18 protein-coding genes and 1 pseudogene are annotated in these 21,442 nt (G+C 60.8%); 9 read left to right on the top strand and 10 right to left on the bottom strand.

What is annotated here, in order from left to right:
- The coding region (locus FNL14_RS11735; RefSeq protein ID WP_142060212.1) for an SDR family oxidoreductase at positions 1 to 300 on the bottom strand (300 nt) is incomplete at its 3' end.
- Positions 301 to 436: 136 nt separating this feature from the next.
- On the opposite strand from FNL14_RS11735, the gene FNL14_RS11730 reads away from it, so the two are divergent.
- The 3 genes from FNL14_RS11730 to FNL14_RS23635 all read left to right on the top strand — a co-directional run bounded on the left by FNL14_RS11730 (position 437) and on the right by FNL14_RS23635 (position 1,898).
- On the top strand, positions 437 to 940 hold the full coding sequence (locus FNL14_RS11730) for a MarR family winged helix-turn-helix transcriptional regulator (RefSeq protein ID WP_142060210.1): 504 nt from the start codon (positions 437 to 439) through the stop codon (positions 938 to 940).
- A gap of 30 nt (positions 941 to 970) precedes the next feature.
- Positions 971 to 1,315: a hypothetical protein gene (locus FNL14_RS11725; RefSeq protein WP_181762612.1), complete on the top strand. Its 345-nt coding sequence runs from the start codon at positions 971 to 973 to the stop codon at positions 1,313 to 1,315.
- Positions 1,316 to 1,757: 442 nt separating this feature from the next.
- Positions 1,758 to 1,898, top strand: a complete 141-nt coding sequence (locus FNL14_RS23635) for a hypothetical protein (RefSeq protein ID WP_255470804.1) — start codon at positions 1,758 to 1,760, stop codon at positions 1,896 to 1,898.
- Positions 1,899 to 2,284: 386 nt separating this feature from the next.
- Here the strand turns inward: FNL14_RS23635 and panD are convergent, their stop codons facing one another.
- The 9 genes from panD to FNL14_RS11675 form a co-directional block, all read right to left on the bottom strand.
- Complete coding sequence (gene panD / locus FNL14_RS11710) at positions 2,285 to 2,713, bottom strand: aspartate 1-decarboxylase (protein ID WP_181762611.1); 429 nt, start codon at positions 2,711 to 2,713, stop codon at positions 2,285 to 2,287.
- Positions 2,714 to 3,251: 538 nt separating this feature from the next.
- Positions 3,252 to 4,226 carry an enoyl-CoA hydratase/isomerase family protein gene (locus FNL14_RS23820; protein WP_181762610.1) on the bottom strand — a complete coding sequence of 325 codons (975 nt, stop codon included), beginning with the start codon at positions 4,224 to 4,226 and terminating at the stop codon, positions 3,252 to 3,254.
- Positions 4,227 to 4,300: 74 nt separating this feature from the next.
- Positions 4,301 to 5,728, bottom strand: coding sequence for an aldehyde dehydrogenase family protein (locus FNL14_RS11700; protein ID WP_220126162.1), 1,428 nt, complete (start codon positions 5,726 to 5,728; stop codon positions 4,301 to 4,303).
- A 419-nt stretch (positions 5,729 to 6,147) separates the two neighbouring features.
- Positions 6,148 to 8,454 carry a CaiB/BaiF CoA-transferase family protein gene (locus FNL14_RS11695; protein WP_142060204.1) on the bottom strand — a complete coding sequence of 769 codons (2,307 nt, stop codon included), beginning with the start codon at positions 8,452 to 8,454 and terminating at the stop codon, positions 6,148 to 6,150.
- Between the two features lie 25 nt (positions 8,455 to 8,479).
- Positions 8,480 to 9,325 (bottom strand): MaoC family dehydratase, encoded by an 846-nt coding sequence (locus FNL14_RS11690; protein WP_142060202.1) that lies wholly within the window; start codon positions 9,323 to 9,325, stop codon positions 8,480 to 8,482.
- A 356-nt stretch (positions 9,326 to 9,681) separates the two neighbouring features.
- The gene (locus FNL14_RS23630) at positions 9,682 to 9,807 is read right to left on the bottom strand and encodes a hypothetical protein (protein ID WP_255470803.1); all 126 of its coding nucleotides are present in this window, start codon (positions 9,805 to 9,807) and stop codon (positions 9,682 to 9,684) included.
- Between the two features lie 169 nt (positions 9,808 to 9,976).
- Entirely contained in the window at positions 9,977 to 11,374 is a 1,398-nt protein-coding gene (locus tag FNL14_RS11685) for an MFS transporter (RefSeq protein WP_142060200.1), read from the bottom strand.
- A 90-nt stretch (positions 11,375 to 11,464) separates the two neighbouring features.
- On the bottom strand, positions 11,465 to 12,637 hold the full coding sequence (locus FNL14_RS11680) for a hypothetical protein (protein WP_220126161.1): 1,173 nt from the start codon (positions 12,635 to 12,637) through the stop codon (positions 11,465 to 11,467).
- On the bottom strand, positions 12,637 to 13,038 hold the full coding sequence (locus tag FNL14_RS11675) for a Zn-ribbon domain-containing OB-fold protein (RefSeq protein ID WP_142060198.1): 402 nt from the start codon (positions 13,036 to 13,038) through the stop codon (positions 12,637 to 12,639). Before FNL14_RS11675 ends, FNL14_RS11680 begins: the two co-directional genes overlap by 1 nt.
- 350 nt (positions 13,039 to 13,388) lie before the next feature.
- Between FNL14_RS11675 and FNL14_RS11670 the strand changes: the two genes are divergently transcribed.
- From FNL14_RS11670 to FNL14_RS23625, 6 genes and pseudogenes are all read left to right on the top strand, one after another.
- Positions 13,389 to 14,012, top strand: a complete 624-nt coding sequence (locus FNL14_RS11670; protein ID WP_142060196.1) for a TetR/AcrR family transcriptional regulator — start codon at positions 13,389 to 13,391, stop codon at positions 14,010 to 14,012.
- 96 nt (positions 14,013 to 14,108) lie between these two features.
- The gene (locus tag FNL14_RS11665; RefSeq protein WP_142060194.1) at positions 14,109 to 15,692 is read left to right on the top strand and encodes an AMP-binding protein; all 1,584 of its coding nucleotides are present in this window, start codon (positions 14,109 to 14,111) and stop codon (positions 15,690 to 15,692) included.
- 37 nt (positions 15,693 to 15,729) lie between these two features.
- Positions 15,730 to 16,650, top strand: coding sequence for an SDR family NAD(P)-dependent oxidoreductase (locus FNL14_RS11660; protein ID WP_142060192.1), 921 nt, complete (start codon positions 15,730 to 15,732; stop codon positions 16,648 to 16,650).
- Positions 16,647 to 17,702, top strand: coding sequence for an MBL fold metallo-hydrolase (locus tag FNL14_RS11655; RefSeq protein ID WP_142060190.1), 1,056 nt, complete (start codon positions 16,647 to 16,649; stop codon positions 17,700 to 17,702). Before FNL14_RS11660 ends, FNL14_RS11655 begins: the two co-directional genes overlap by 4 nt.
- Before the next feature lie 836 nt (positions 17,703 to 18,538).
- Positions 18,539 to 20,512 (top strand): MFS transporter, encoded by a 1,974-nt coding sequence (locus tag FNL14_RS11650; RefSeq protein WP_142060188.1) that lies wholly within the window; start codon positions 18,539 to 18,541, stop codon positions 20,510 to 20,512.
- A 461-nt stretch (positions 20,513 to 20,973) separates the two neighbouring features.
- Positions 20,974 to 21,418: pseudogene (locus FNL14_RS23625) on the top strand (IS110 family transposase); the annotation flags it as partial.
- Between the last annotated feature and the right edge of the window lie 24 nt (positions 21,419 to 21,442).

The raw sequence follows: 21,442 nt of genomic DNA, 5'->3' as shown, positions 1-21,442 counted from the left end.
CCGGATCTTGTCCGGGCCCAGCTCGATCGCCGCGCTCCGTGTCAGGCCACGGACGGCCCACTTAGTCGACGAGTAGCAGGACATGTTGACCAGCCCGCGAAGGCCCGCTCCGGAGGCGATATTGATGATCGAGCCGCCTCCGGCGGTTCGCATGCTGGGAGCCACGTGCTTGATACCGAGAAACACGCCGAGCTGGTTGACCCGAAACATGGTGGTGAACTGTTCCGGCGTGGTTTCTTCAACGGGGCCAAAGATGCCAACACCGGCCGTGTTCACCAAGACATTGATGTCGCCAAACATCTGATGACCTCCTCAATGACAGATTATCTGTTATGCAGTCAATCTTTCTGGCGGCATCGCATGAATTGCGTTGTCCAGCAGATGGTAATTCTCGCAGAATGTATTTTTGGCTACATTCCTGCGGTACTATGAACTCATGACCGAAAGCACGCATCGCCGCTTCGGGACTACGACGGCACCTGTTCCGGGCGACATGGGATGGAACCTTGGGATGGTCCTGCGCGGCTACCAGACCCTCTTCGAGGCAGCAGTGGCTGACATGCCCGCGGGCATCCGGGGCTTCCAGGTGCTCTCCGCCGTTGTGCACAAGGACCCGCCGAACCAGCAGGCTCTTGGGGCGCACCTGGCCATTGACAGGACTGTCCTTACCTACCTGCTCGACACCTTGGTCGATGCCGGCGTTGTTGAACGTATCCCCGATCCGGGCGACCGCAGGGCCCGGAAAATTGTCCCTACCGACGGTGGCCGGAAGATGCTTGCCGTCTACGAGGCCAGGGTCGCCGCGGCCGAATACGACCTGATGGCCGGGCTGGAAGAAGATGATGCCCGAGCCCTCGCACTCCTGATCAGCCGCCTGGCTAAAAGCGTCCACCGGGCCCTACCCGGAGCCAGTCCCTGCGAAGCGATGGATAACCTTTAGGCTACAGCGCAAGCCGGGCCCTAGCATGCGATGGGGCTTCCGACCCGCGAAGACCAGCGCCATGCTCGCCGGATCGGTGAAGCAGGTGCGGGCCTGGCACTGGCCCTCGGCTTTGCAACGCCGGCAGCCGGAGCGGCTGCCGCCGCCACCATGGGCGTCGCAGCCAGTGTGCACGCACCAAATGGCTTCTTCGCCATGGAGGGCGGCCTGGAATACCCAGCAGTGCTCGGGCTCGCTGCCACGTCCTTTGCGATCGGCGGACCCGGACGCGTTTCCCTCGACGCCCTCACCGGGCACGTCCTGGACAGGCCGTGGATGCGGGCGGTCGCCGTCGCTGCCGGCCTGACCGACCTTACGCCGGCAGGTTTGGACTAGACCCTTGACCTGCTCGTGCGCTTCGGTGACACTCGAACACAAGTACACCGCCAGTTTCACGCACAACTCCACGGGGAATCGATCATTTCGACCTCCAGCGCCGCCGGAATCCCCATCGCCAAGCACGCCGTCGCCGGCGTCGTGCATACGGCCGTCGCCGAACTCGCCTCGTTCATCACCGGTGTCACCCTGCCGGTCTACGGCAGCGCCACTTCTATCATCCAAGGCTCCTCCGCAATCAATGCGTCAAGGCCGCAGCGCACTACAATGCCTGCTAACCGGCCCCGTTGAACGCGCAGGCGCTTCCTGACCTTCACCTCAACTGGGGGTGGCACACCGAAGCAGGTACCGCCACCACTCCCCCGCTCCATCAAACAACACCACAGGGGACTGTAAGAAAAATGGTGTGTGAGGGTCCGGCCTGATCCCAAAGGAGACGGCCGTGTCAGAGTCGACGACCGCTATGACAGGGGTGATGGTCGATCCTGTAACGAGAGAGAGCATCGATCAGAAGGAGCTTGCGGAGCGGTTGCTCACGCAGACCAAGGAACAGGGCGTGAGCCTGGCCCGGGCGGGCTTCTGAACCAGCTCACGAGGAGTGCGCTGGAAGCCGAGCTGACCGAGCACCTCGGGCACGAGCATGGCCAGACACTGATGGCAGTCAACATGTGCAACGGCGCTAGGTCAAAGACGAAAACGTCGTCCTGGACAATATGGACGGGCTGGCACGCAACCTCGATAATTTGCGCCCTCGTTAAGGACTTGACCCGCAAAGGTGTGCAGGTGGAGGTTGTCAAAGAGCCTGGGCTTCACCCGGTGAGGACTCCCCTACAATTCTCGCCTTGGATAAGGCTCCGCGGGCAAGGGGCTAGATCCGGCGTAGCGGGTTAGCGCAATCAAGGGAAAACGTGAGGGTTCAAGAGTTGGTCTGACTTTGAGTCGGCTATTGCCGTAAGCGAAACGCGAAGTTCAGGGGCAAGCTGATGTTCCGGCCGCAAGTGGTGGCCGCACGAGATCCTTGGTGTGGCTCTCAGCGGGATCGGTTCCGAGTTCCAACACGGTGTTGGCGTTGCCCAGGTGGACTATCCGGGGTGAATACGTGCGAGCTTCCTCGGTGGTCATAGAGGAGTAACTGATCACGATCACAATGTCCCCGACATGGATGAGGTGTGCGGCGGCACCGTTGATCCCGATGACACCCGAGCCCCGCTCACCGGCAATGGTGTAGGTTTCCAACCGTGCCCCATTTGTCACATCGACGACAGACACCAATTCTCCCGGAAATATGTCGGCAGCGTCGAGCAGGTCCATATCAACGGTAATAGACCCCACATAATGTAGATCGGCGTGGGTGACTACTCCTCGATGGATTTTCGATTTGAGCATTGTGCGGTTCAAAGCAATTCCTTCACTATGGAGACCGATGCATCTTGCGACACACGCTACTGGCCCTGTCGCCCCCACCTTCGCCTGGCCGCCAGATCTTGTGGACGGGTGGGGATCCGGCGCCGGCCCCCGACTTTCGGAGTGCCCTGTTGCGAGTACGGTGCATGCCGGCGCCGAAAGTTAGGGGTGGCCCCGGCAATCGATGTGGCCAGGTGCTGGTTTCCTGCTTCTCGGCAGTCAATTGAACTGGATAAAGAACCTCCAGCTACCAGGGACCTCCGAAGTGTTCAATGTATACATTGAACACTTGAGTGAGCTTAGGTACAAGCGTTTCTGGGGAAGATCTTTTCATGCTTCATCAGATCGTATACAGCGCGCGGTGCGTTTGACTCTTTGGGCGGTGTTTGATATTTGCACTCTCACGGGGAAGCATCCCGCGGCCGTTGAGTTTCAACCAGCTTCGCTAGCACGGCTGTTGCGTGAAGAACTTCATCGGCCCAAGCGGTCAAGTACTGGCCGGAGATTTGCTGCATGCGGTTGTTCGGCTCTACTAGTTCTTTTTTGCCCTGCGCGGTGAAGCAACGTTACTCCGGCCGTCTTCCCGATCGGGCTGGGCTGAATCATGCCGCTCGACGCGAACTCGCTGAGGTGCCTTCTGATTACACAGGGCAATCCCAAGGGTGCCGCTAGGCAGGCGGTTCGGGTTCACCCCGCGTCGGAGTGTCCCGATGTTTGGTGCTGCTACCGCACCCAGCTGAACATTGGCTCGTAACGACCAAGGAAGGCAGCTCGTCCGATCCGTCCTTCCCCGCTGCGCTGGCTTTCCGCTTCCCACGTTGCCTGTATTTCGTCCACGCTTACGCCCTCCAGCAACGCGTGGGAGTACTTCTCCTGTGCCGGAAATCGTTAAACGGGAACGCCTGGAAATATTATCGACGAGTTTTGCCACTTCAGCGTCAAGATTCTTGGCTTTGTCCGCCATCCCGTAGGATTCAGCACGATCAGCACCGATGGATTCACCGGAGTAGAGGAGCCGCTTAGTTACGGCAGGTCCCACAAGCTGCAACAACCTCCGCAAGCCCGTCATAGGGTACATGATTCCGAGTTTGGCGGGGGTGATGGCGATGCGAGTATCCGCTGCCGCCAGACGGACGTCACAGGCGGACGCAAGCTGCCAGCCACCGCCAAAGCAATAGCCACGGATAGCAGCAATGGTTGGGATGTGCGTTCTGGCCAGAGCTTCTTCTGCCGCCGTCAGAACGCCGCCCGGAGGCCCCTCATGAAGGACCCGGTCCAAATCCCGGATATCTGCACCCGACGAAAAGTTCTTCCCTGCCCCAGTCAAGACGATGACGCGAATTGCCGGGTCAGCTTCCAACTCACGAACTATCAGTGGGATGGCCGCGAGCATTTCGAACGTCAGGGCGTTGTGCCGAGCAGGGTGGTCCAGGGTAAGTGTTGCAACCGAGTTCAGACAATCTACGCGGACGGCGCAGGTGTCCTCCGCGAGATGCCCCTGATCCATCGCGGTTGCGGTTGAGCGGGCAGGCAACCGTGAAAGCCCTGACCGGGCTTCCACGGTTGCTGGGTCTGTCTGAGTCATCGACGCGGGGGCCCTGCGATTACCTGAAGCTCTGTGAAGCCGTACAGCCCCCAGGGGCCGTTTTCGACACCTAATCCACTGTGCTTATGCCCCCCGAACGGCAGGTGCATCTGAACTCCCCGGCCATGCTGGTTGATTGCCACCTGGCCGCTGTCGATTTGGCTTGCAAGGCGGAAGGCCCGTTCTGCATCACCAGACCAGACGGAGGAAGTCAGCCCATACTCACTCCGGTTGGCGCGGGCGACGGCGTCCTCCTCATCCGTGAAGGACACAATTGGCATGACCGGCCCGAACTGTTCTTCATCGACCACGCGGAAGCCGTCGTCAACGTTGTCGAGGATGGTGGGCTGATAGAAGTATCCGTCGCGTGCAAGTCTGCTGCCGCCGGCCGAAACCCGGGCACCATGCGCCACCGCATCGTCTACCAGTTCTGTGACCCTCTCCAGTTGGGGAGCGTTGTTGATGGGACCGAGTTGAGCGCCGTCGACAGTGCCGTCATCTACCTTTATGGTCCTGGCTATGTTTGCGAGGGCTTCAACGAGTTCGTTGCGGATCTTTTCGTGGGCATACACGCGCTTCACGGCAAAACAGAGCTGGCCGTTGTTGGTGAATGCGTTCCAGAACAGCCTCGGCGCAATTTCTGACACGTCGACATCAGGCAGGATGATCGCCGGATCATTGCCACCCAGCTCGAGCGTGAGACGCTTAAGATCGCTTGCTGCGTTAAGGGCAACGGTTTTCCCGATCTCGGTGGAGCCGGTGAAGCTGACTTTGCGGGGAATCGGATTCGAAACCATAGCTGATCCAAGGCTTCCGGATACAACGTTAAGAACACCATCGGGCAAGATTCCACGCGCAAGCCGGCCGATGGCCAGCGTGGCCAATGGCGTGTACTGGGACGGTTTAACGACCAGCGTGTTTCCTGCGCGGAGAGCGGGAGCAATCTTCCAGGCCGCCAGCGCAATGGGGAAGTTCCATGGAGTAATCGCACTAACCACGCCAAGGGGTCGGCGGAAAACTTCCTCGTATCCGCCTTCGTCGTCCCGAAGAATTTCCCGGGGCACCTCAAGGTCGGCGTAGTAGTCGAACCAGTCCGCGGATACGCGAAGCTCTCCGACAGCGTCTGACAGAGGTTTTCCTTGTTCCGCAGTCAGAATAGGCGCGATTTCTTCCGCCTGATCCCGGAAGGCAGCGGCCAGCTGGCGCAGCGCGTCTCGGCGGAGGTCCTCATCGACCTTCCAGCTCTCAAACGCATCCTGCGCCACCTTGAAAACGCCATCCAGCTGGTCAGGAGTGACAGCTGGCGCATGCGCGAACACACTTCCCGTAGCCGGGTTGATGACTGGAATCGTATCTGTTGTCTCCAGGTCACGCCCCGCGCTTGTAGCAGGGATATTCAACAGTTCCGTAAAAGGGGTCATCATCAATGTACCTTTCTAAATGCTGGGCGCGTAGGACGCCGTTGAGTGGCTGGTCAATCTGACCAAGGTCACGACAGTTACGCGTGCCGTCGGACGCGGTAGTAATACGCCGGTGAGCCTGTCCCTGCACATACACAATTGCGCAAGGGCTGCAGTCTCAAACCACACCACGCTTCGGTGTGAGCCCTCTTTGATGTTCGAGAGCGTGCGTGGCGACAGGATCTCTGACGCGGAACTGCTTGGTAGGGCGGGAACATGTAAGTCGACGGTGCCACAGCCAGCCTGGCCCTCAGTGGCTTTGCCTTAGCAGCCTGATGACCAACGGTGCTCTGAGCGCTGTGCTGCGTCGCCTCCTTAGTGCGCTGCGGCAGATGCACTGGAGCTACCTGCAAGTGGCGGGAGCCTTCAGAGCGCGCTAAACGTTAGCGGTACTGGATGGGAAGGACGTGGCGCACCGGGCCGCCCGTACGGACTACGCCAGCATCGATCAGGGCCTGGACCTCATCCTCGGCGAACCCGGCGTCCTGCAGGACTGCAGTCGTGTGTTCGCCTGTCCCAGGAGGACTCAGCGGGCCGCGCCGCTGGGTCCGACTGAATGTTGCATATCGTCCCGGAACCATGAAGGTGCCTCCGTCATCTGATGGACGGATATGCACGACTTCGTGCTCCAGGGTTGCCGGATCCTGAAGGACCTCTGCGACTTGGCGGGCCTTAACAGCTCGAAGCCCGACCGAGCGCAGCCAGGTGAGACCCTGATCAACTGTGCCTGTTTCCAGTTTGGAGCTGAGCTGATACTGGAGAGCCTCTGACGAGGTAATCTCAATGCCCAGTTTTTTCATCAGAAGGGCGTTGGCGCTATCACAGGGGTCATAACCGGCGGGAGCATCCAGATAGAGCCACCCATCCTTGGTCCGGTAGTAGGAGTGCATCGGATCGAGGCCCCGCAAATCACTGCAGCCGGTGGGGGCCGGCGGGCGGCCTCGATACCGGACCATGGACTCCATCTGCAGGAACACGGATGTGGCGGCGAGAGAGTCCCAGGTGCGTTGTCCGCCGCCTCCTATGTTGCGTCTGTGGAGGGCCAGGACACATGTCAGCACTGTGAAGGCGGCAGTGGCCACGTCGTTGATGGCAATGGAGTTCGCGATGGGGTCATCTTTACCGCCCCAAGAGGTCATCATGCCGCTCTCAGCCTGCATAACCATGTCAACGCCTGGACGGTGAGACATAGGCCCGCCTTCGCCGTATGCCGAAAGTGACATGCTGATGATCTCAGGGTTGTGCGCCACGAGGCTGTCGTAGTCAATGTTCATCTTCTGCATCACGCCCGGCCTCATACCATCGATAACAACGTCACTGCTCGTGACGAGGCGATGGAAGGCTGCTTGACCCTCTGGCGAGCGTAGGTCTATGGCCAGGCTTCGCATTCCGCGGTTAACCGTGTATCCCGAGACCCGGAATGGGTCTCCGGTCAAAGGTTCGACCTTGATGACATCGGCGCCAAGCTCCTTCAGAAGAAGCCCGGCGTAAGGTGTAGCAACGAATGTTCCAGTGTTAAGGATGCGGAAGCCGGCCAGCGGGCCCTCCACGTAACGTGGGGCTTGGGTGCCACTGTTGTCCCGCCGCTGCCAAGCTTTATCGTCTGTATGGGCTCCAAGGGCGGGGGCGGCACTGCGAATGGAACCCGGGCTGCCGGTCAGCTTCACCGGAACGCCTGGCATGACTACTTCACCGAGTACAGGATCCTCCACCTTTACTTTCATGCCAATGGCGTTGATTTGTTCTGAATCGAACCATTCTTCTCGGCTCTGAGCAGGTCCACAGGGCACACCGATCGAGTCCATGAGCTCGAGCAGCTCGTCCCTCCCCCGGGACGCGAAGGCAGCTGTAATCTCTGGCAGGACCCACTCGCGGTTCTCCGGCAGCGACATTCTGGCGGTTTGCCCATCGATACGCGGGTCGCTCAGGATGTGACCGCAGCCCAGCGCTTGGAGCAGGGCGGGCTCGAATTTGGGTCCCAGTGCGCCGGAGGAAATCCAGGTTCCGTCGGCGGTTCGGAACGGGCGGTACGTGGGATGACGGCCCGAAGGGCCGATGGCGGTTTCAGGGTCGGGTTCGATTGGATCCACGCTCAGGGCGCTCACTGTTGCTTCCATGAGGGCATTGGCACCGGTAACGGTCACAGTCTGCCCCCGCCCCGATGTCGTCCGCTCCACAAGGGCAGCAACTGTGCAGGTTGCTGCCCATATGCCGTGGATGTAGAGCATGTACGGCGAGAGAGTCTCTACGGGGCCGCCCGTGCAAGATGATTGCCTGGTGGCCTGACCACCATATGCTGCCAGTAGTCCATTGGATTCGCCTTCCCCCCAAGGGGTAAGGCCGTCGAGGTATGGGGGCATTTTCAGTACGACAAGGCGGAGATTCTCTTCGGCTGCACGCAGCGCCTGCTCACCCCATACCCCGAGCTCTTGTTCACCGAGGAGACAGACATCAGCGGCCGCCAGGGTCTCGGCCATCCATGCCCTGTCCTCTGCTTTGTCCGGGCAACGGACGACGCTTCGCTTGTTTCTGTTCCAAACAGTGAACCCTGGTTCAGAACGGGCTGGATCGCCTGTTCGTGGTTCTACCTTGACCACGTCCGCACCGAAGTCACCGAGAAGCATGCCGGCTACCGGGCCAGCGATTCCCATGCTGAGGTCGAGGACGCGAACACCTTCGAGAGCATTCATATTCACCTTCAGATTTGCAGTGCGCTCAGGAGCGATGCGTGAGTCGGCCCATATCGAGCACGACTTCGCCGTTTTCGTTCAGAGTGCGGAACAGAGCCCCAGCTTCGTCATGCCACACCTGGACAGTGAGTGTCTCGCCGGGCTCTACAGTCTTGGAGAAGCGGGCTGACATGCTTCCGAATTTTGAGGGATTTGAGTCGGCCGCTGCGTGCAGCAAGATGCGGGCCGTGAAGCCGTACGTGCACATTCCATGGAGAATGGGGCGCGGAAAGCCTGCCTTGTTGGCAAACTCAGGGTCACTGTGCAGCGGATTCCTGTCACCAGTGAGCCGGTAGATAAGCGCCTGCTCCTTGAGCGTGGAGGCAGTGATGGTTTCATCAGGCTCACGATCTGGCAGCTGCCACGGATCCCTGGGCCCGCGGTCGCCCCCGAACCCGCCGGCTCCTCGAATGAACAATGCAGAATCCAGCTGCGCTACGGGTTCTTTCGTTGCAGCATCGAGCACCTCGGTGACTGTCGACACGAGCGCTCCGGAGCCCTTGTCATAGATGCTTCTGACGGTCGTTGTCGAAGTGACTTTTCCATCCACGGGAACGTCTTTGTAGAGGAGGAACCCCATTTCGGCGTGAAGCATTTTTGTGAAGTCAATGTCGAGCCCCTCTGGAAGAGGCGCTCCGGCAGCGACACAGATGAAGGACGGCAGAACCTGCTGGTCAATTCCTGCCGAGTTTTCTGTTGTGAACTCCAGCTCTTTAGTGGGATCAGCGCTACCGGCACCTACGGCCACCGCATAGAGCAAAGCATCTGAAGCTGTCCAGCTTCGCTCGACCATCGCGCCGCTTCTTCCTACGTGAGATGTATCAAGGGTCATATCCGTGCTCCTTTGATCGGATTAGGGGGCACCCAAGGGCGGCCCGATATGCAGACGCGATGGCTGCTAAGAATGTATACATTGGACTCCGCACGCGTCGACGATGTCAAGCATTTTCATACAAAGATCACTCTTATGTATGCAATTTCCTATGTGGGGTACTTAGGCAAGCCCGGGCGACAGGTATCGTGATGAGGCGCAAAGGGCCGCAGTGACAGCCCGTAGTCCGCGAACCATCCGGAAGTCGGCGTGCGCTCCCAATTAAGCCAGGGTGCCTGCGAAGGCCAAGCTGGCGGCTATTGCAGCTTGAACCGATACCGACGGAAAGCAATAACGGATGCAACTGTGCAAGGATTTCAGCGCTGCCGTTCGTCATGGGCAGCGACCTTGGCGAATCCGTCAACCGGGGCAGAGCGGTACTTGCCGAGGGCGAGGAGGCCGATGGCGCAGGCGACCAGGCTGCCGCCGAGAATCGCCAGCATTAGGTCGTAGGACCCTGTCAGATCGTGAGCGTGCCCAAGCAGAATGGGTCTGAACGCACTTCCGATGAGAATCTCACCTTGGTGGCTATTGCGTAGGCTGCAGCCCGTTGGGGCCGGGCGGCAGGTGTCGCGCCTACTTATCCGCCACCCCGCGAACCTCCTGTGCCGCTCAGACCCCCTGTTGCGCTGCAGTTAGCTTTTCTCGCTTAAGATTGAGGTGTGCGTTGCGGATGCCCATGACCGGACCGAACAGCGCCACGACAACCATTAGGGCGCAGATGGCCGTTAGATAAACGAAGACGCCTTCGGTCGCGAAGGTCGCGATAATCACGCCTATAAGCAGGGAGTTGGCGATACCGCCGAGCCTACCGATGCCGTTAGAGAAACCGCTGCCCTGGCCACGGATTTCCACAGGGAAAATTTCGGGCATGTAGGTGAACACCGTCGTTGTGATGGCGCTGTGCACAAATCCGGCGATGAACCCGAAGATGAGAAGTACGGGAACACTGTCGACGAAACCTATGACCATGTACGACGAGCCGAGAACAATTGATGCCCCTACGATGAGCCATTTGCGCTCGAACCGGTCGATCACCGTAGAAGAAGACAAAGCTCCGACGACGCTAGCGCACATAAGCACAAAGAGGAAACTGTATGCGTCTTCGCTTGGATACCCACGCTCGATCAGAATTACCGGGAACCAGGAACCTAGACCGTAGTTAAGGACCGTCGCCAAAAGGAAGAGACCACTGCCCACGATCGTCCTGCCAATGACGCGCTTCCGGAAGATGTCGAAAATGGAACCTGTCGCTGACGACTGGTGATCAAGGTATAGGGGGGCCGGGAGCTGTTTTCCGGTCTCTTCCTCATACTCCGCCTCGAATCGTGACATTTCGGCCTCTGCCTGCTGCAATCGGCCTTGGGCCGCCATCCAACGGGGCGACTCGGGAAGCAGTTTGACGGCAAGTAAGGCGAAGATGAAGCCGCCAGACCCGACTAGAAAGATGACGGGCCACAGGCCGGCGGGGATAACAATGCGAGCCAACAGCGCCATAAGCGGCCCGCTAATACCGGCGACTCCGTAGATGACCGCCATCATTCGCCCGCGCAGGGGTTTGGGGAACATCTCCGAGACCAGCACAAGGATGGTACCGCTGGTCGCGCCGATGCCGATGCCGGTGACAATGCGTGCCCAGCCTAGCAACTCGGGTCCGGTGGCGAACGCCGAGAGCAGCGAACCGCTGGAGAAGACCACGACAGCTGTGATTAGTGTGGGCCTGCGCCCTATGCCGTCTGCCACGCGGCCGCCGACGATGGCACCGATCATCATCCCGATAAATGTGGTTGACGTGAGGACGCCCACCGCCTCAAGGGACATGCCCCATTCGGCCCGTACCGCGGGTGCGACGATACCAAGGGTTCCTATGTCGATCAGGTCGAAGGTGAAGAGGGCAACTAGGATGACGATGATTCGTCGATGGGTGCGGGTGAGCCTCGGCAGCCGGTCCATGCGGGCGCTGATCAGTTGCGACGCGGTGTGATTCGCTCGCAGAGTTTCTGAGTTCATCTCTTTTTGACTCCGTTGTCTCAATCTTGATGATGTGTACAAATCCGTTTAATGCGGACAGATTGGGCGTGGGGACGTGCGGGGTTCTCGTCAGGGGCGTTGGTTGGAGAAAACGAGGCTTGCCCCGGCGGCGAAGAAGAGTCCGACGCCCTGGACGAAGCTGGTCCGCACTTCCGGCACCTGAGCAGCGGCTTCACCACGAAGCTGTCGGATGGCCTCCTGGATTGCGAACATGCCGTACATCCCAGTGTGAGTGTAGGCAAGTCCACCACCATTGGTATTCACGGGCAGTCTGCCGCCCGGAGCCGTATGACCTTCGGCGATGAACGCCGCAGATTCTCCGCGGCCGACGAACCCCAGATCCTCCAGCCCATATAGGGGCAGGTGGGCGAATGCGTCATAAATCATCAGGTGATCGATATCGGCATGGCCCAAGTCTGCGGTAGCGAAGGCTTCGGTGCTGGAGCGCCGGAAAGCGTGAAAGGAACCGGTCTCCGTCATTTGGGACACTAGGGGCGCCTCGGTGGCTTCGCCGGAGCCGAGCAGATAGACGGCGCGGTCGGCGGCGGGCAGGTCTGCTGCGCGTTCGGCCGAGGTGAGGATGAGGGCGCCGCCGCCGTCCGTAACGACACAGCACATTTCCTTGGTGAAGGGGTAGGCCACCATGGGCGCGTTCATGACTTCGTCCCGGGTGATGATGTCACGCTTGAGGGCGCGGGGGTTCTTCGCGGACCATTCCCGCTGGGCCAGGACCACAGTTGCCAGGTCATCCGGCGACATGCCGCGATCGTGCAGGAACCGCAGGGCAGGCACGGTGAAGGTCGAGTAGGGAAGTTCGGCTCCGTAGGGGAGTTCGAATTGTCCGACAAATGATTCCGGGGAACGTTCCCACCCGTTCATCCCGATTCGGGAGCGGCCGGATTCGCCATGAGTGATGAGTACGGTTGTTGCGGCGCCGGCGGCGATCGCCGCTGCCGCGTGTCGGACCAGCAGCATGAAGCTGCCGCCGCCGACCATGGTGCCGTCGACCCAACGGGGAGTGATGCCCAGATGGTGGCTGACTTCAAGGGCCAATGGACCGGCAGTGGCCACTCCGTCAATGTCGGCGATGGTAAGACCGGCATCGGCCAAGGTGTTCAGTGCGGCGTCAGCGTGCAAGTCCAGCATGGACATATGCGGCAGCCTGCCGATTTCAGTTGTTTCGGCGGCTCCAATGACCGCGATGTTTCCGCCGTGCATGGAGGTTGCGGGGTGTGTTATCACTATGCTCCTTCCGGGGCGAAAACGGGGACGGCTACGCCCTCGATCTGCGCGAACTTCACGTGCAGCGGCATGTCGAGGTTCAGTTGTGCGGGGTCCGCTTCGATGTCAACGATGTTGGACATCAGGACCGGGCCTTCGGCCAGTTTGACCAGGGCGATGACCGGCGAGAAGACCTCCCGTCCCGGCAGCGGCCGGTGGTTGATGACGTAGGAGTGTAGCGTGGCCTTGCCGCTTGCCTGCCGCCATTCCACGTTGCGGGAGCCGGTGAAAGGCGAGAAAGAGCGCGGATAAAAGAAGTACTGTCCGGTGTCTCGGCAATAGGGGAGGGTGAGGCGTCCCTCCTTGGCCTCGTTCCAGAAGTGCGCGGTTTCCGGTGTTGCTTTTGGGACGTTATAGGTCATGGCGTTCTCCTCAACTAGCACTGGCCGGGTTGCGGCGGAACTGCCGACAGCCGGCGGTCCGATGGACGCTGCCTGCACTTCCGGGGGCGTTGGGTGAATTGTGGGTTATTGGCATGGAATTGTCCCTTTCAGGAAGGGGCCACCATGGACCCGTCGAATAGGAAAAGACAAGGACTTCTGGCGGGAAGACAAAGACTGATGCAGGCCAGCGCGTCACTGCCCGCAGAGGTGAAGCAGGGATAGGACGGGGATGCGACCACCAATTTACAGACAGAAATTGTCTGTATTCTGATACAGAATAATGGGAGACTTGGAGGGGGAAGTCAACCCCTTGGCGAAAGAGGTTTTCAGTGGCAGCGAAGGCTCATGCGGAAGTGCAGCGGGGACGCCCCGCAGATCCAAGCATTGAGGACCGTGCCGGCAGGGCTGCCATTGCGGTCTATTCCGAAGTCGGCTGGGGCGGATTCACGATCGACGCAGTGGCCGCGCGCGCCAATGTCGGCAAGGCCGCCCTCTACCGCCGCTGGGCCAGCAAGCAGGACCTGCTCACCAGTGCGATGCGCATGGTTGACCGGCATCAAGTCGGGATAAAAGATACCGGGGATGTGGTGACCGATCTTGAGCAGCTGGCCAAGGACCTTATTGTCAGCCTGCATTCGACCCGCGGCCTCGCGGAGCTGCGCCTGCAGATCGAGGCAAAGATCTACCCGGAAATTTTGGATCCGGCCATGGATACGATCAGAGCCGACTGGATGCAGAATGCACGTGAATGTATTGCGCGTGCTGTGGCGCGCCGGCAACTGCCCGCCGGAACATCCGCCGGGCTGCTGTTTGACGCCATCCGCGGGCCGATCATTAACCGCTTCCTCCTGGCCCCCAGCGACAAGGCCAGCCGGCTGCTCGATGACCGTCGGGAATTTTCCCGCCGGGTTGTCCGATTGGCCCTGAATGCTCCGGAAATCTTGGCGCCCTAAATCTCCCTTGACGGCATAGAACGCACGCTCTACTCTAATAACAGACGCAAATCGTCTCTAAATATTCTTGCCTCTTCCCTCTAGACAGAGCTGGCCATGAACGCTATTTCCTCTTCCGGCGGCGATGAAGCCGCCCCCAGCGCTTACCAGTGGGCCGAAGTCGACCCGTCCCGGACCGCGGTGATCCAGCGAGACCATGAAATTACCTTTGGTCAGCTGATCGGCCGCACAAACCAGCTCTCCCATCACTTCCGTGAGCTGGGGCTTGGCGTGGGTGATGTGGTCGCCAGTTTCCTGGAGAATGAGCCCGAATACTGGGAACTGACACTGGCAGCCCAGCAGATCGGCCTGTACTACGTTCCCATCAACTCTCACCTCAAAGCCGAGGAAGCTGCGTACATCGTCCACAACAGCGGTGCAAAACTTCTGGTTGCCGGTGCTGCCCAGGCAGGCCTGCTCGCCTCAAACGGCACCGTCGTCGAGGCCAAGCACCTCTTCACCCTCGGTGAGGTGCTGGCGGGATGGCGCCCCTATTCTGACTTGGGACATGGGAAGCCGACGGGAGCACCCGTGGACCGGGTGGCGGGCGCCATCATGGGATATACCTCCGGAACCACGGGCCAGCCAAAGGGCGTCAAGCGGAAGGTTGGCCATGAGACACCGGAGCAGGTCGCCATTCGTTCCGTCGCCATGATCAACTCCTTCGGTCTGACCCGCCCCGATGGGGTCCATCTGGTCTGCTCACCCCTCTACCATTCCGCACCGGCCGCCTTCGCCGCAGCCGCCCTGCATCTGGGCCATACCCTGGTAGTCCATGAGAAGTTCGACGCCGAGTGGGTCCTCCGTGATGTAGAGCGGTACGGCGTCACCAATTCCCACATGGTCCCCACGCACTTCCACCGCCTGCTTTCACTGCCCGATAAGACGAAGGCTGCGGCTGACACCTCGTCACTGCAAACCGCCATCCACGCCGGTGCCCCCTGCCCGCCGAGTGTGAAACGCCGCATGATCGACTGGTGGGGGCCCATCATCTGGGAGTACCTCGGCGCCACAGAAGGCATCATCGCCCAGGCCTCACCCTCCGAATGGCTTGAGCATCCCGGCACCCATGGACGGCCCGAACCCGGTTCCGTCGTTATCCTCGATGAGTTCGGCGCCGAACAGCCGACGGGTGAAAGCGGAAGGATCTTCTTCCGGGCAACCCTTCCATACGAATACGTCGGAGATCCCGATAAGACTCGGGAAAACCGGCAGGGGGACTTCGTCACCGTCGGAGACCTGGGGTACCTAGATGCCGAAGGGTACTTGTATTTGAAGGGCCGCCGCGACGACCTGATCCTCTCCGGCGGAGCCAACGTGTATCCCGTAGAGGTGGAACAGGCCCTCATCGGTCACCCAGCCGTCGCCGATGTCGGCGTAATCGGAGTTGACGACGAGGAGTGGGGCCAAAAGGTTGTTGCCGTCATCCAGCTAAACCCGGGTTACTCACCCAGTAATGAAATCCGCGAGGACATCGACAGCTTCGCCCGGACGAACCTGGGCTCCTACAAGCGGCCCAAACAGATCGAATTCCTCAACGAGTTCCCCCGCACCCCCAGCGGGAAGCTGATCCGCCGGAACCTCCGCGACATTCTAACTGTTCGCGCCGCACTAGCAGCTGAATCCAGCCGTCCGCACTAACCGCGAAATAACCGAAGTATAAGAACAGGAGCTTGCTATGAAAACACTTGAAGGAAAAGTAGCCATAATCACCGGCGGTGGCCGCGGCATCGGGGCATCGATCTCCCGGCTGTTCGCCAAGCATGGCGCCTCGCTGGTAATCAACGATCTCGGCACCGGCCCGGACGGCCAGGGCGGGGATGAGGGCCCGGCTCAGGAGATCGTTCGGGAGATCACTGCAGCCGGCGGGCAGGCCATCGCCGATGGCGGGGATATAGCCGACGTCGCCACCGGTGAACGCTTGGTGAAAACAGCCATCGAACAGTTCGGAAAACTCGACATTGTCGTCAACGTCGCCGGGATCCTGAGGGACCGGATGATCTTCAACCTCAGTGAAGCCGACTGGGACGCAGTGATCCGGGTCCACCTCAAGGGCCACTACAGTACAGTCCGACCGGCGTCGGCTTATTTCCGTGAGCAGCGGAACCCGGAGGCCAACTACCGCATCATCAATTTCACCTCCGTTTCCGGACTGCAGGGATCGCCGGGGCAGCCCAACTACGGGGCTGCAAAAATGGGCATCGTCGGGCTTACCTATTCCTTGGCCCAGGGGCTCTCCCGCTATGGTGTCACCGCCAACGCCATTGCCCCGGGAGCGGCTACCCGGCTAACCGCCACGATCCCGGACGACAAGAGGATCGGCGGTCTTGAGGAGGAATCCCCTGAAGTTTCCCCCGACAACATCGCCACCGTTGCCCTCTATCTGGCCAGTGACGAATCCCGCTGGATGACCGGACGTGTCGTTTCGGCCCAGGGCTACCAAGTTGGTCTCTACGCCAACCCGGAAGAAATCAGTACCTTTAAAAGCGACAAGCCCTGGTCCGTGGAGGACCTCGGGCAAGCCATCGAATCGAACTTCCGGCCGTTGGCGGACGGGCTGCCGAGCAGCTTCTTCAGCGCGCAACTGCCCGGAAAATGACAGCGATCTCGGTAACGGGCGTGCTGCAGCAGCGTGCATGGAAGCACAACCTTCTGCCGCCCGTGGAACAGGTGCGGGAGCATATCTGGTCAATCCCGGTACCGTTCCCGGGCAACCCCATGCGCTACACGCTTTCCTACCTCATTACCGGCAGCGGCGGCGCCATCATCGTCGATCCGGGATGGCGCAGTGAAACCGGCCTCAACCACCTTGGGAACGGCCTGCACCTCGCCGGAATCAAGGCAGCGTCGGTTACCGGGATCGTGCTCACCCACTACCACCCGGACCACATCGGCCTCGCCGCCGATGTGGTCCGGGCATCCGGGGCATGGGTCGCCCTCGGGAAAAACGAAGCCCGCCCCTTCCTCACCGATGACTCGTCCGATCGTCGTACCGCACGCCAGACGCGCCTGGAGCACTGGGGTGTGCCGGCAGCCGTCCGGAACCAGATCCTGGACAGGGCGGACATCAGCCGGCAGTTCGAGATACTTTCGAACGTCGGGCTCAGCCTGGGCGACGGGGACCGCATTCCTCTGGACGGCCGGAACATCGAGGTCATCGAAACCCCGGGACACACCCGAGGGCATATCTGCCTCCACGAGGCAGAATCAGGAACGTTCTTCTCCGGGGACCATGTGCTTCCCCGGATCTCGCCGCACATCTCGCTGGAACCCGGCCAGTCGGCCAACCCCCTCAAGGACTATTTCGGCTCGCTGGACAAGATCACTCCCTACGCCGCCGCCGAAGTCCTGCCGGGCCACGAGTACAGGTTCCGCGGACTGCAGCACAGAACACAACAGCTGCATCTGCACCATGAGGAACGGGCCGCCGAGATCCAGCGCGTCTTCGATCGCCACAGCCCCCGAACAGTATGGGAAACCGCCCGACATCTCACCTGGAGCCGGGGCTGGGAATCGCTGCACGGATACGCACTGAACTTCGCCCTGGCCGAAACCGCCGCCCATCTGGCTTTTCTCGCAGCCAGGGAAGCAGACGAGGGAAAAACCCCGAGGGTGTATGACAGTGCCTTGTACGCCATCAACCACGCCTAAGAGGAGAGCCGGAGGTTCCGACGCGTCGGTGGAAATGAAGAAGAACCTTACCGACGTGAGCGGTGGCTGGGCGGCCGTCTCGAAGGGCAACCAGCTCACTGTTCTTCCGCGGCCACCCGTGCAGAACCGTGCAGTTGGCATGCTTCGTAGGAGGTCGGGCTGCTGTGCAACGGTAAACTGGGGTAGGAAGCCCAAGCTTCGGTGAACCGCTCTTCGGCCGGCTTCCGCGGCCTTGGCCGGTGCTCTCACCTTTCGGTCGGTTCGGAAAGTTCCCCTGCTTACTGTCACACGGCGGGTGTCCCGGTAGCCCGGCGCAGGGGTCAGGCCGGTCTATCTGCTCGCCGACGGCAGCCCGCCGCCGCAGCTGAGCCGCCTGTTTTCGGGGTAAGGTCCGTTTCCGTCCCTGGTAGGCGCCGCGCTGCTGGGCCACGCACCGCGACAAAAAAGCTTCGCCGCCACGAGCTGTGGGATGTCTACGAGCCAAAGAACCTTGGCCTCGCAGTAGTTACCTTCCAGCGTCCACAAACAAGGAGAAATCATGGGAGTTCTGGACGGCAAGGTTGCCGTTATCACCGGAGGCGGCCGAGTCATTGGGGCGTCCATCTCATGATTGTTCGCAAAGGCGCTTCCCTCCTGACTTCCGGATTTGAAGTAGGCCTCTACAACGTCACTGAGGAGATTCGACAGTTGGAGGGCACAAGCCTTTTGGGGAGTTTGAGGTCTTTGGCTGGTCAGATTGAGTCGCAGTTCCGTCCTGGGGTGGACTCGCACCGTCGCTCTCGCGTCACAGCTTTGGAAAGCACAAAGGTTCCTTACCCCTGAAAGAAAGCAAGCCGATGCCGCGCTCCCACGCTTCCGAATCGCGCCGACGCGCGTCCCCGTCCGCGATCACTGCCGTCCTGGCCCTCAGCGGCACCCTCGTGGCGCTCATGCAGACACTGGTAGTTCCGCTCCTGCCGGATTTCCCCGGAATCCTGGGCGTGAGTACGGACGACGCCTCCTGGCTGGTTACCGCTACCCTCCTTTCCAGCGCCGTGGCAACGCCAATCGTTTCCCGCAGCGCTGATATGTACGGCAAGCGCAAGATGATGGTGGTGTGCCTGGCCATCATGGTGGCCGGGTCTGTACTGGCAGCCGTTGGTGGCTCCTTGGTGTTGCTGATCATCGGCCGGGCCCTCCAAGGCTTCTCCTCGGCACTGATACCGGTGGGCATCAGCATCATGCGCGATGAGCTGCCGAAGGAAAAGATGGGTTCCGCGGTCGCGTTGATGAGCGCCACCCTCGGAATCGGCAGCGCCCTGGGTCTTCCGTTGGCGGGGGTTTTGTACGAGTACATGGGCTGGGCCTCTATTTTTTGGATATCCGCTGCCGCCGGTGCACTGTTGCTCCTTGCTGTGGTGCTGGTTGTCCCTGAGTCGAAGGTCCGCACGCCGGGGACCTTCGACTACGCAGGGGCGTTGGTGCTGTCGGCGGCGTTGGCCGCCCTGCTGCTGGCGATCTCCAAGGGCGGTTCCTGGGGCTGGGGGTCCGAACCGGTGCTGTTGCTGTTCCTCACTTCGGCGATACTGCTGGCCGTCTGGGTCCCGTATGAATTGAAGGTCAGGCAGCCGATGGTTGACCTGCGGACATCCGCCCGCCGCCCCGTACTCATGACCAACTTGGCCTCGCTGCTCATCGGCTTTTCCATGTTCGCCAACATGCTCCTGACCACCCAGCAGCTCCAGCTGCCCGCCGTCACCGGCTACGGCTTCGAGCTGAGCGTGATCATTGCAGGCCTATGCATGGTCCCCTCCGGGCTGGCCATGGTCGTGTTCGCACCTCTTTCCGGTCGCATCATCAGAATCTTCGGCGGCAAGACCGCATTGATGGCCGGGGCGCTGGTGATGATTGTGGGCTACGTGGGCCGCGTGTTCTTCTACGACTCCATCGCCTGGGTAATCATCGGTTCCACCTTGGTGGCCGTCGGCACGGCCATTGCCTACGCCGCCATGCCCACGCTGATCATGGGTGCGGTGCCCATCACCGAAACGGCGTCCGCGAATGGCCTGAACAGCCTGGTCCGCGCTATCGGCACCTCAACGTCCAGTGCGGCAATTGCCGCCGTATTCACCTCCGTCACCATGACAGTTGGCGATACCCGTCTCCCCTCATTTGACGCGTTCAAGGACATTTTCTGGCTCGCAGCGCTGGCGTCGGCGGCCTCGATGCTGGCGGCCTTCTTTATCCCACGCGCCGCTGCTGCGCACCGCCTGCCTTCGCCAGCCGTCGCCGCCACCGAACTGGTGGTTCAGGGCCGGGTCATGGCCCCGGACCACCGACCCCTCACCCCCGCCGTCGTGACCGTTCTCCAGATCGACGGCGAACCGGTGGACTGGAGCCGGGTAGACGCTGAAGGCAATTACTCCGTGGCGCTGCCCGGCGCCGGGCGGTACCTGATGGTGGCCAATGCCGGCGGATGGGCACCCATAGCCGAAGTTTTTGACTTCGACGGCCGCACCCTCCAACAGAATTTTCTCCTCCGGGACCGGCTACAGGTAGGCGGAAAGGTCAGCGCCGGCGGGGCGTCTGTGTCCGGGGCGGTGGTGACCCTCCTTGAAGCTGGGGGCGGGTATGTGGGCACCACCCGCACGGACGGCAACGGTGGGTATGTCTTTCCGCTGCCCGTCGCCGGCCGTTATGTCTTGACTATGCTGCACCCGGCGATTCAAGAGGCCATGGCACAAAAGGTCACCGTGGACACTCGATCCATCACCCTGGACTTCACCGCCCCACGCGTAGAGGACAACTGTGGAGGGAGAATGGGAGCGTGAGCAGCCCCAGCCACGACGCAATCCTTGGCACTGTGGACCGGCTTTCGGGGAACGCGACTGCCGTGCCCTCGCGGTGCGCGATCTTGCCCCGGACGCCGAGGTGTCAGCATCCCTGGTCATGAAGCTGTTCCTTAGATCGACAACGACGATCTCGCCGGCGCCCGAGAGCTTCGCTGCCATCACAGCCGAGAGGCCGACGGCGCCGAAGATGGCAATGCTGTCACCCTGTGTGAGCTTCATCTCGTTGAGTGGAACCGGCCCCAGTCTACAGTCCGCAACCAAGAGTGCCCCGCACTTCAAGTGGCAGCCCCGGAGTGCGAAGATGGCCATATCGACCTCGACCGTCCATTCGGACCTGGTCCGGCGCCGACTGAACCGCCTGCACCAAGGTGGGGAGGTATTCCTTCGGGCTAATTCTGTAGCGTAGAAGCGTTGGAAGACCCAGGATCGATGCCCGCTAATCCCTTACCGCCTCCCAGATCTCGGACATCTGTCGGTGGCGGCTCTGCGAGGAAGAACTGTCCCTGTCCGTCGCCAGTAACGAGGCCATTCGCCCGGCTAAACACATCCTCGAACTGGACGAGCAGCTCATGGCCAATGAGAAACAGCTGGACGAGCTGGTCAAGGACAGCGAGGCCGCACCTCTGCTGGAAGGGGAAGGGTTCAGGGCGATCAGCGCACCGTCCGGCATTGGCTGAACCGGGGTGGTGACAGGGAGCTGAACAGCGCACTGCATATGGTCGCGGTAACGCGGATGACCTAGGATGCAGAACCCCGCCAGTACGTGAAAAACGACGCGCCGAAGGTCGTACCGACAAGGAAATCCCCCGCTGCATCAAGCGCCACATGGCTCGCCGCATCTATCGGACGCTCAATGCCTCATCCGAAACAATGAATGCGGCTTGACAGACATAGAAGAGTCCACAGGCC

The organism is Pseudarthrobacter sp. B4EP4b (assembly GCF_006680095.1).
In the GTDB taxonomy this organism is placed as follows: Bacteria; Actinomycetota; Actinomycetes; order Actinomycetales; family Micrococcaceae; genus Arthrobacter.
This window is presented reverse-complemented; position numbering and strand designations above follow the sequence as displayed.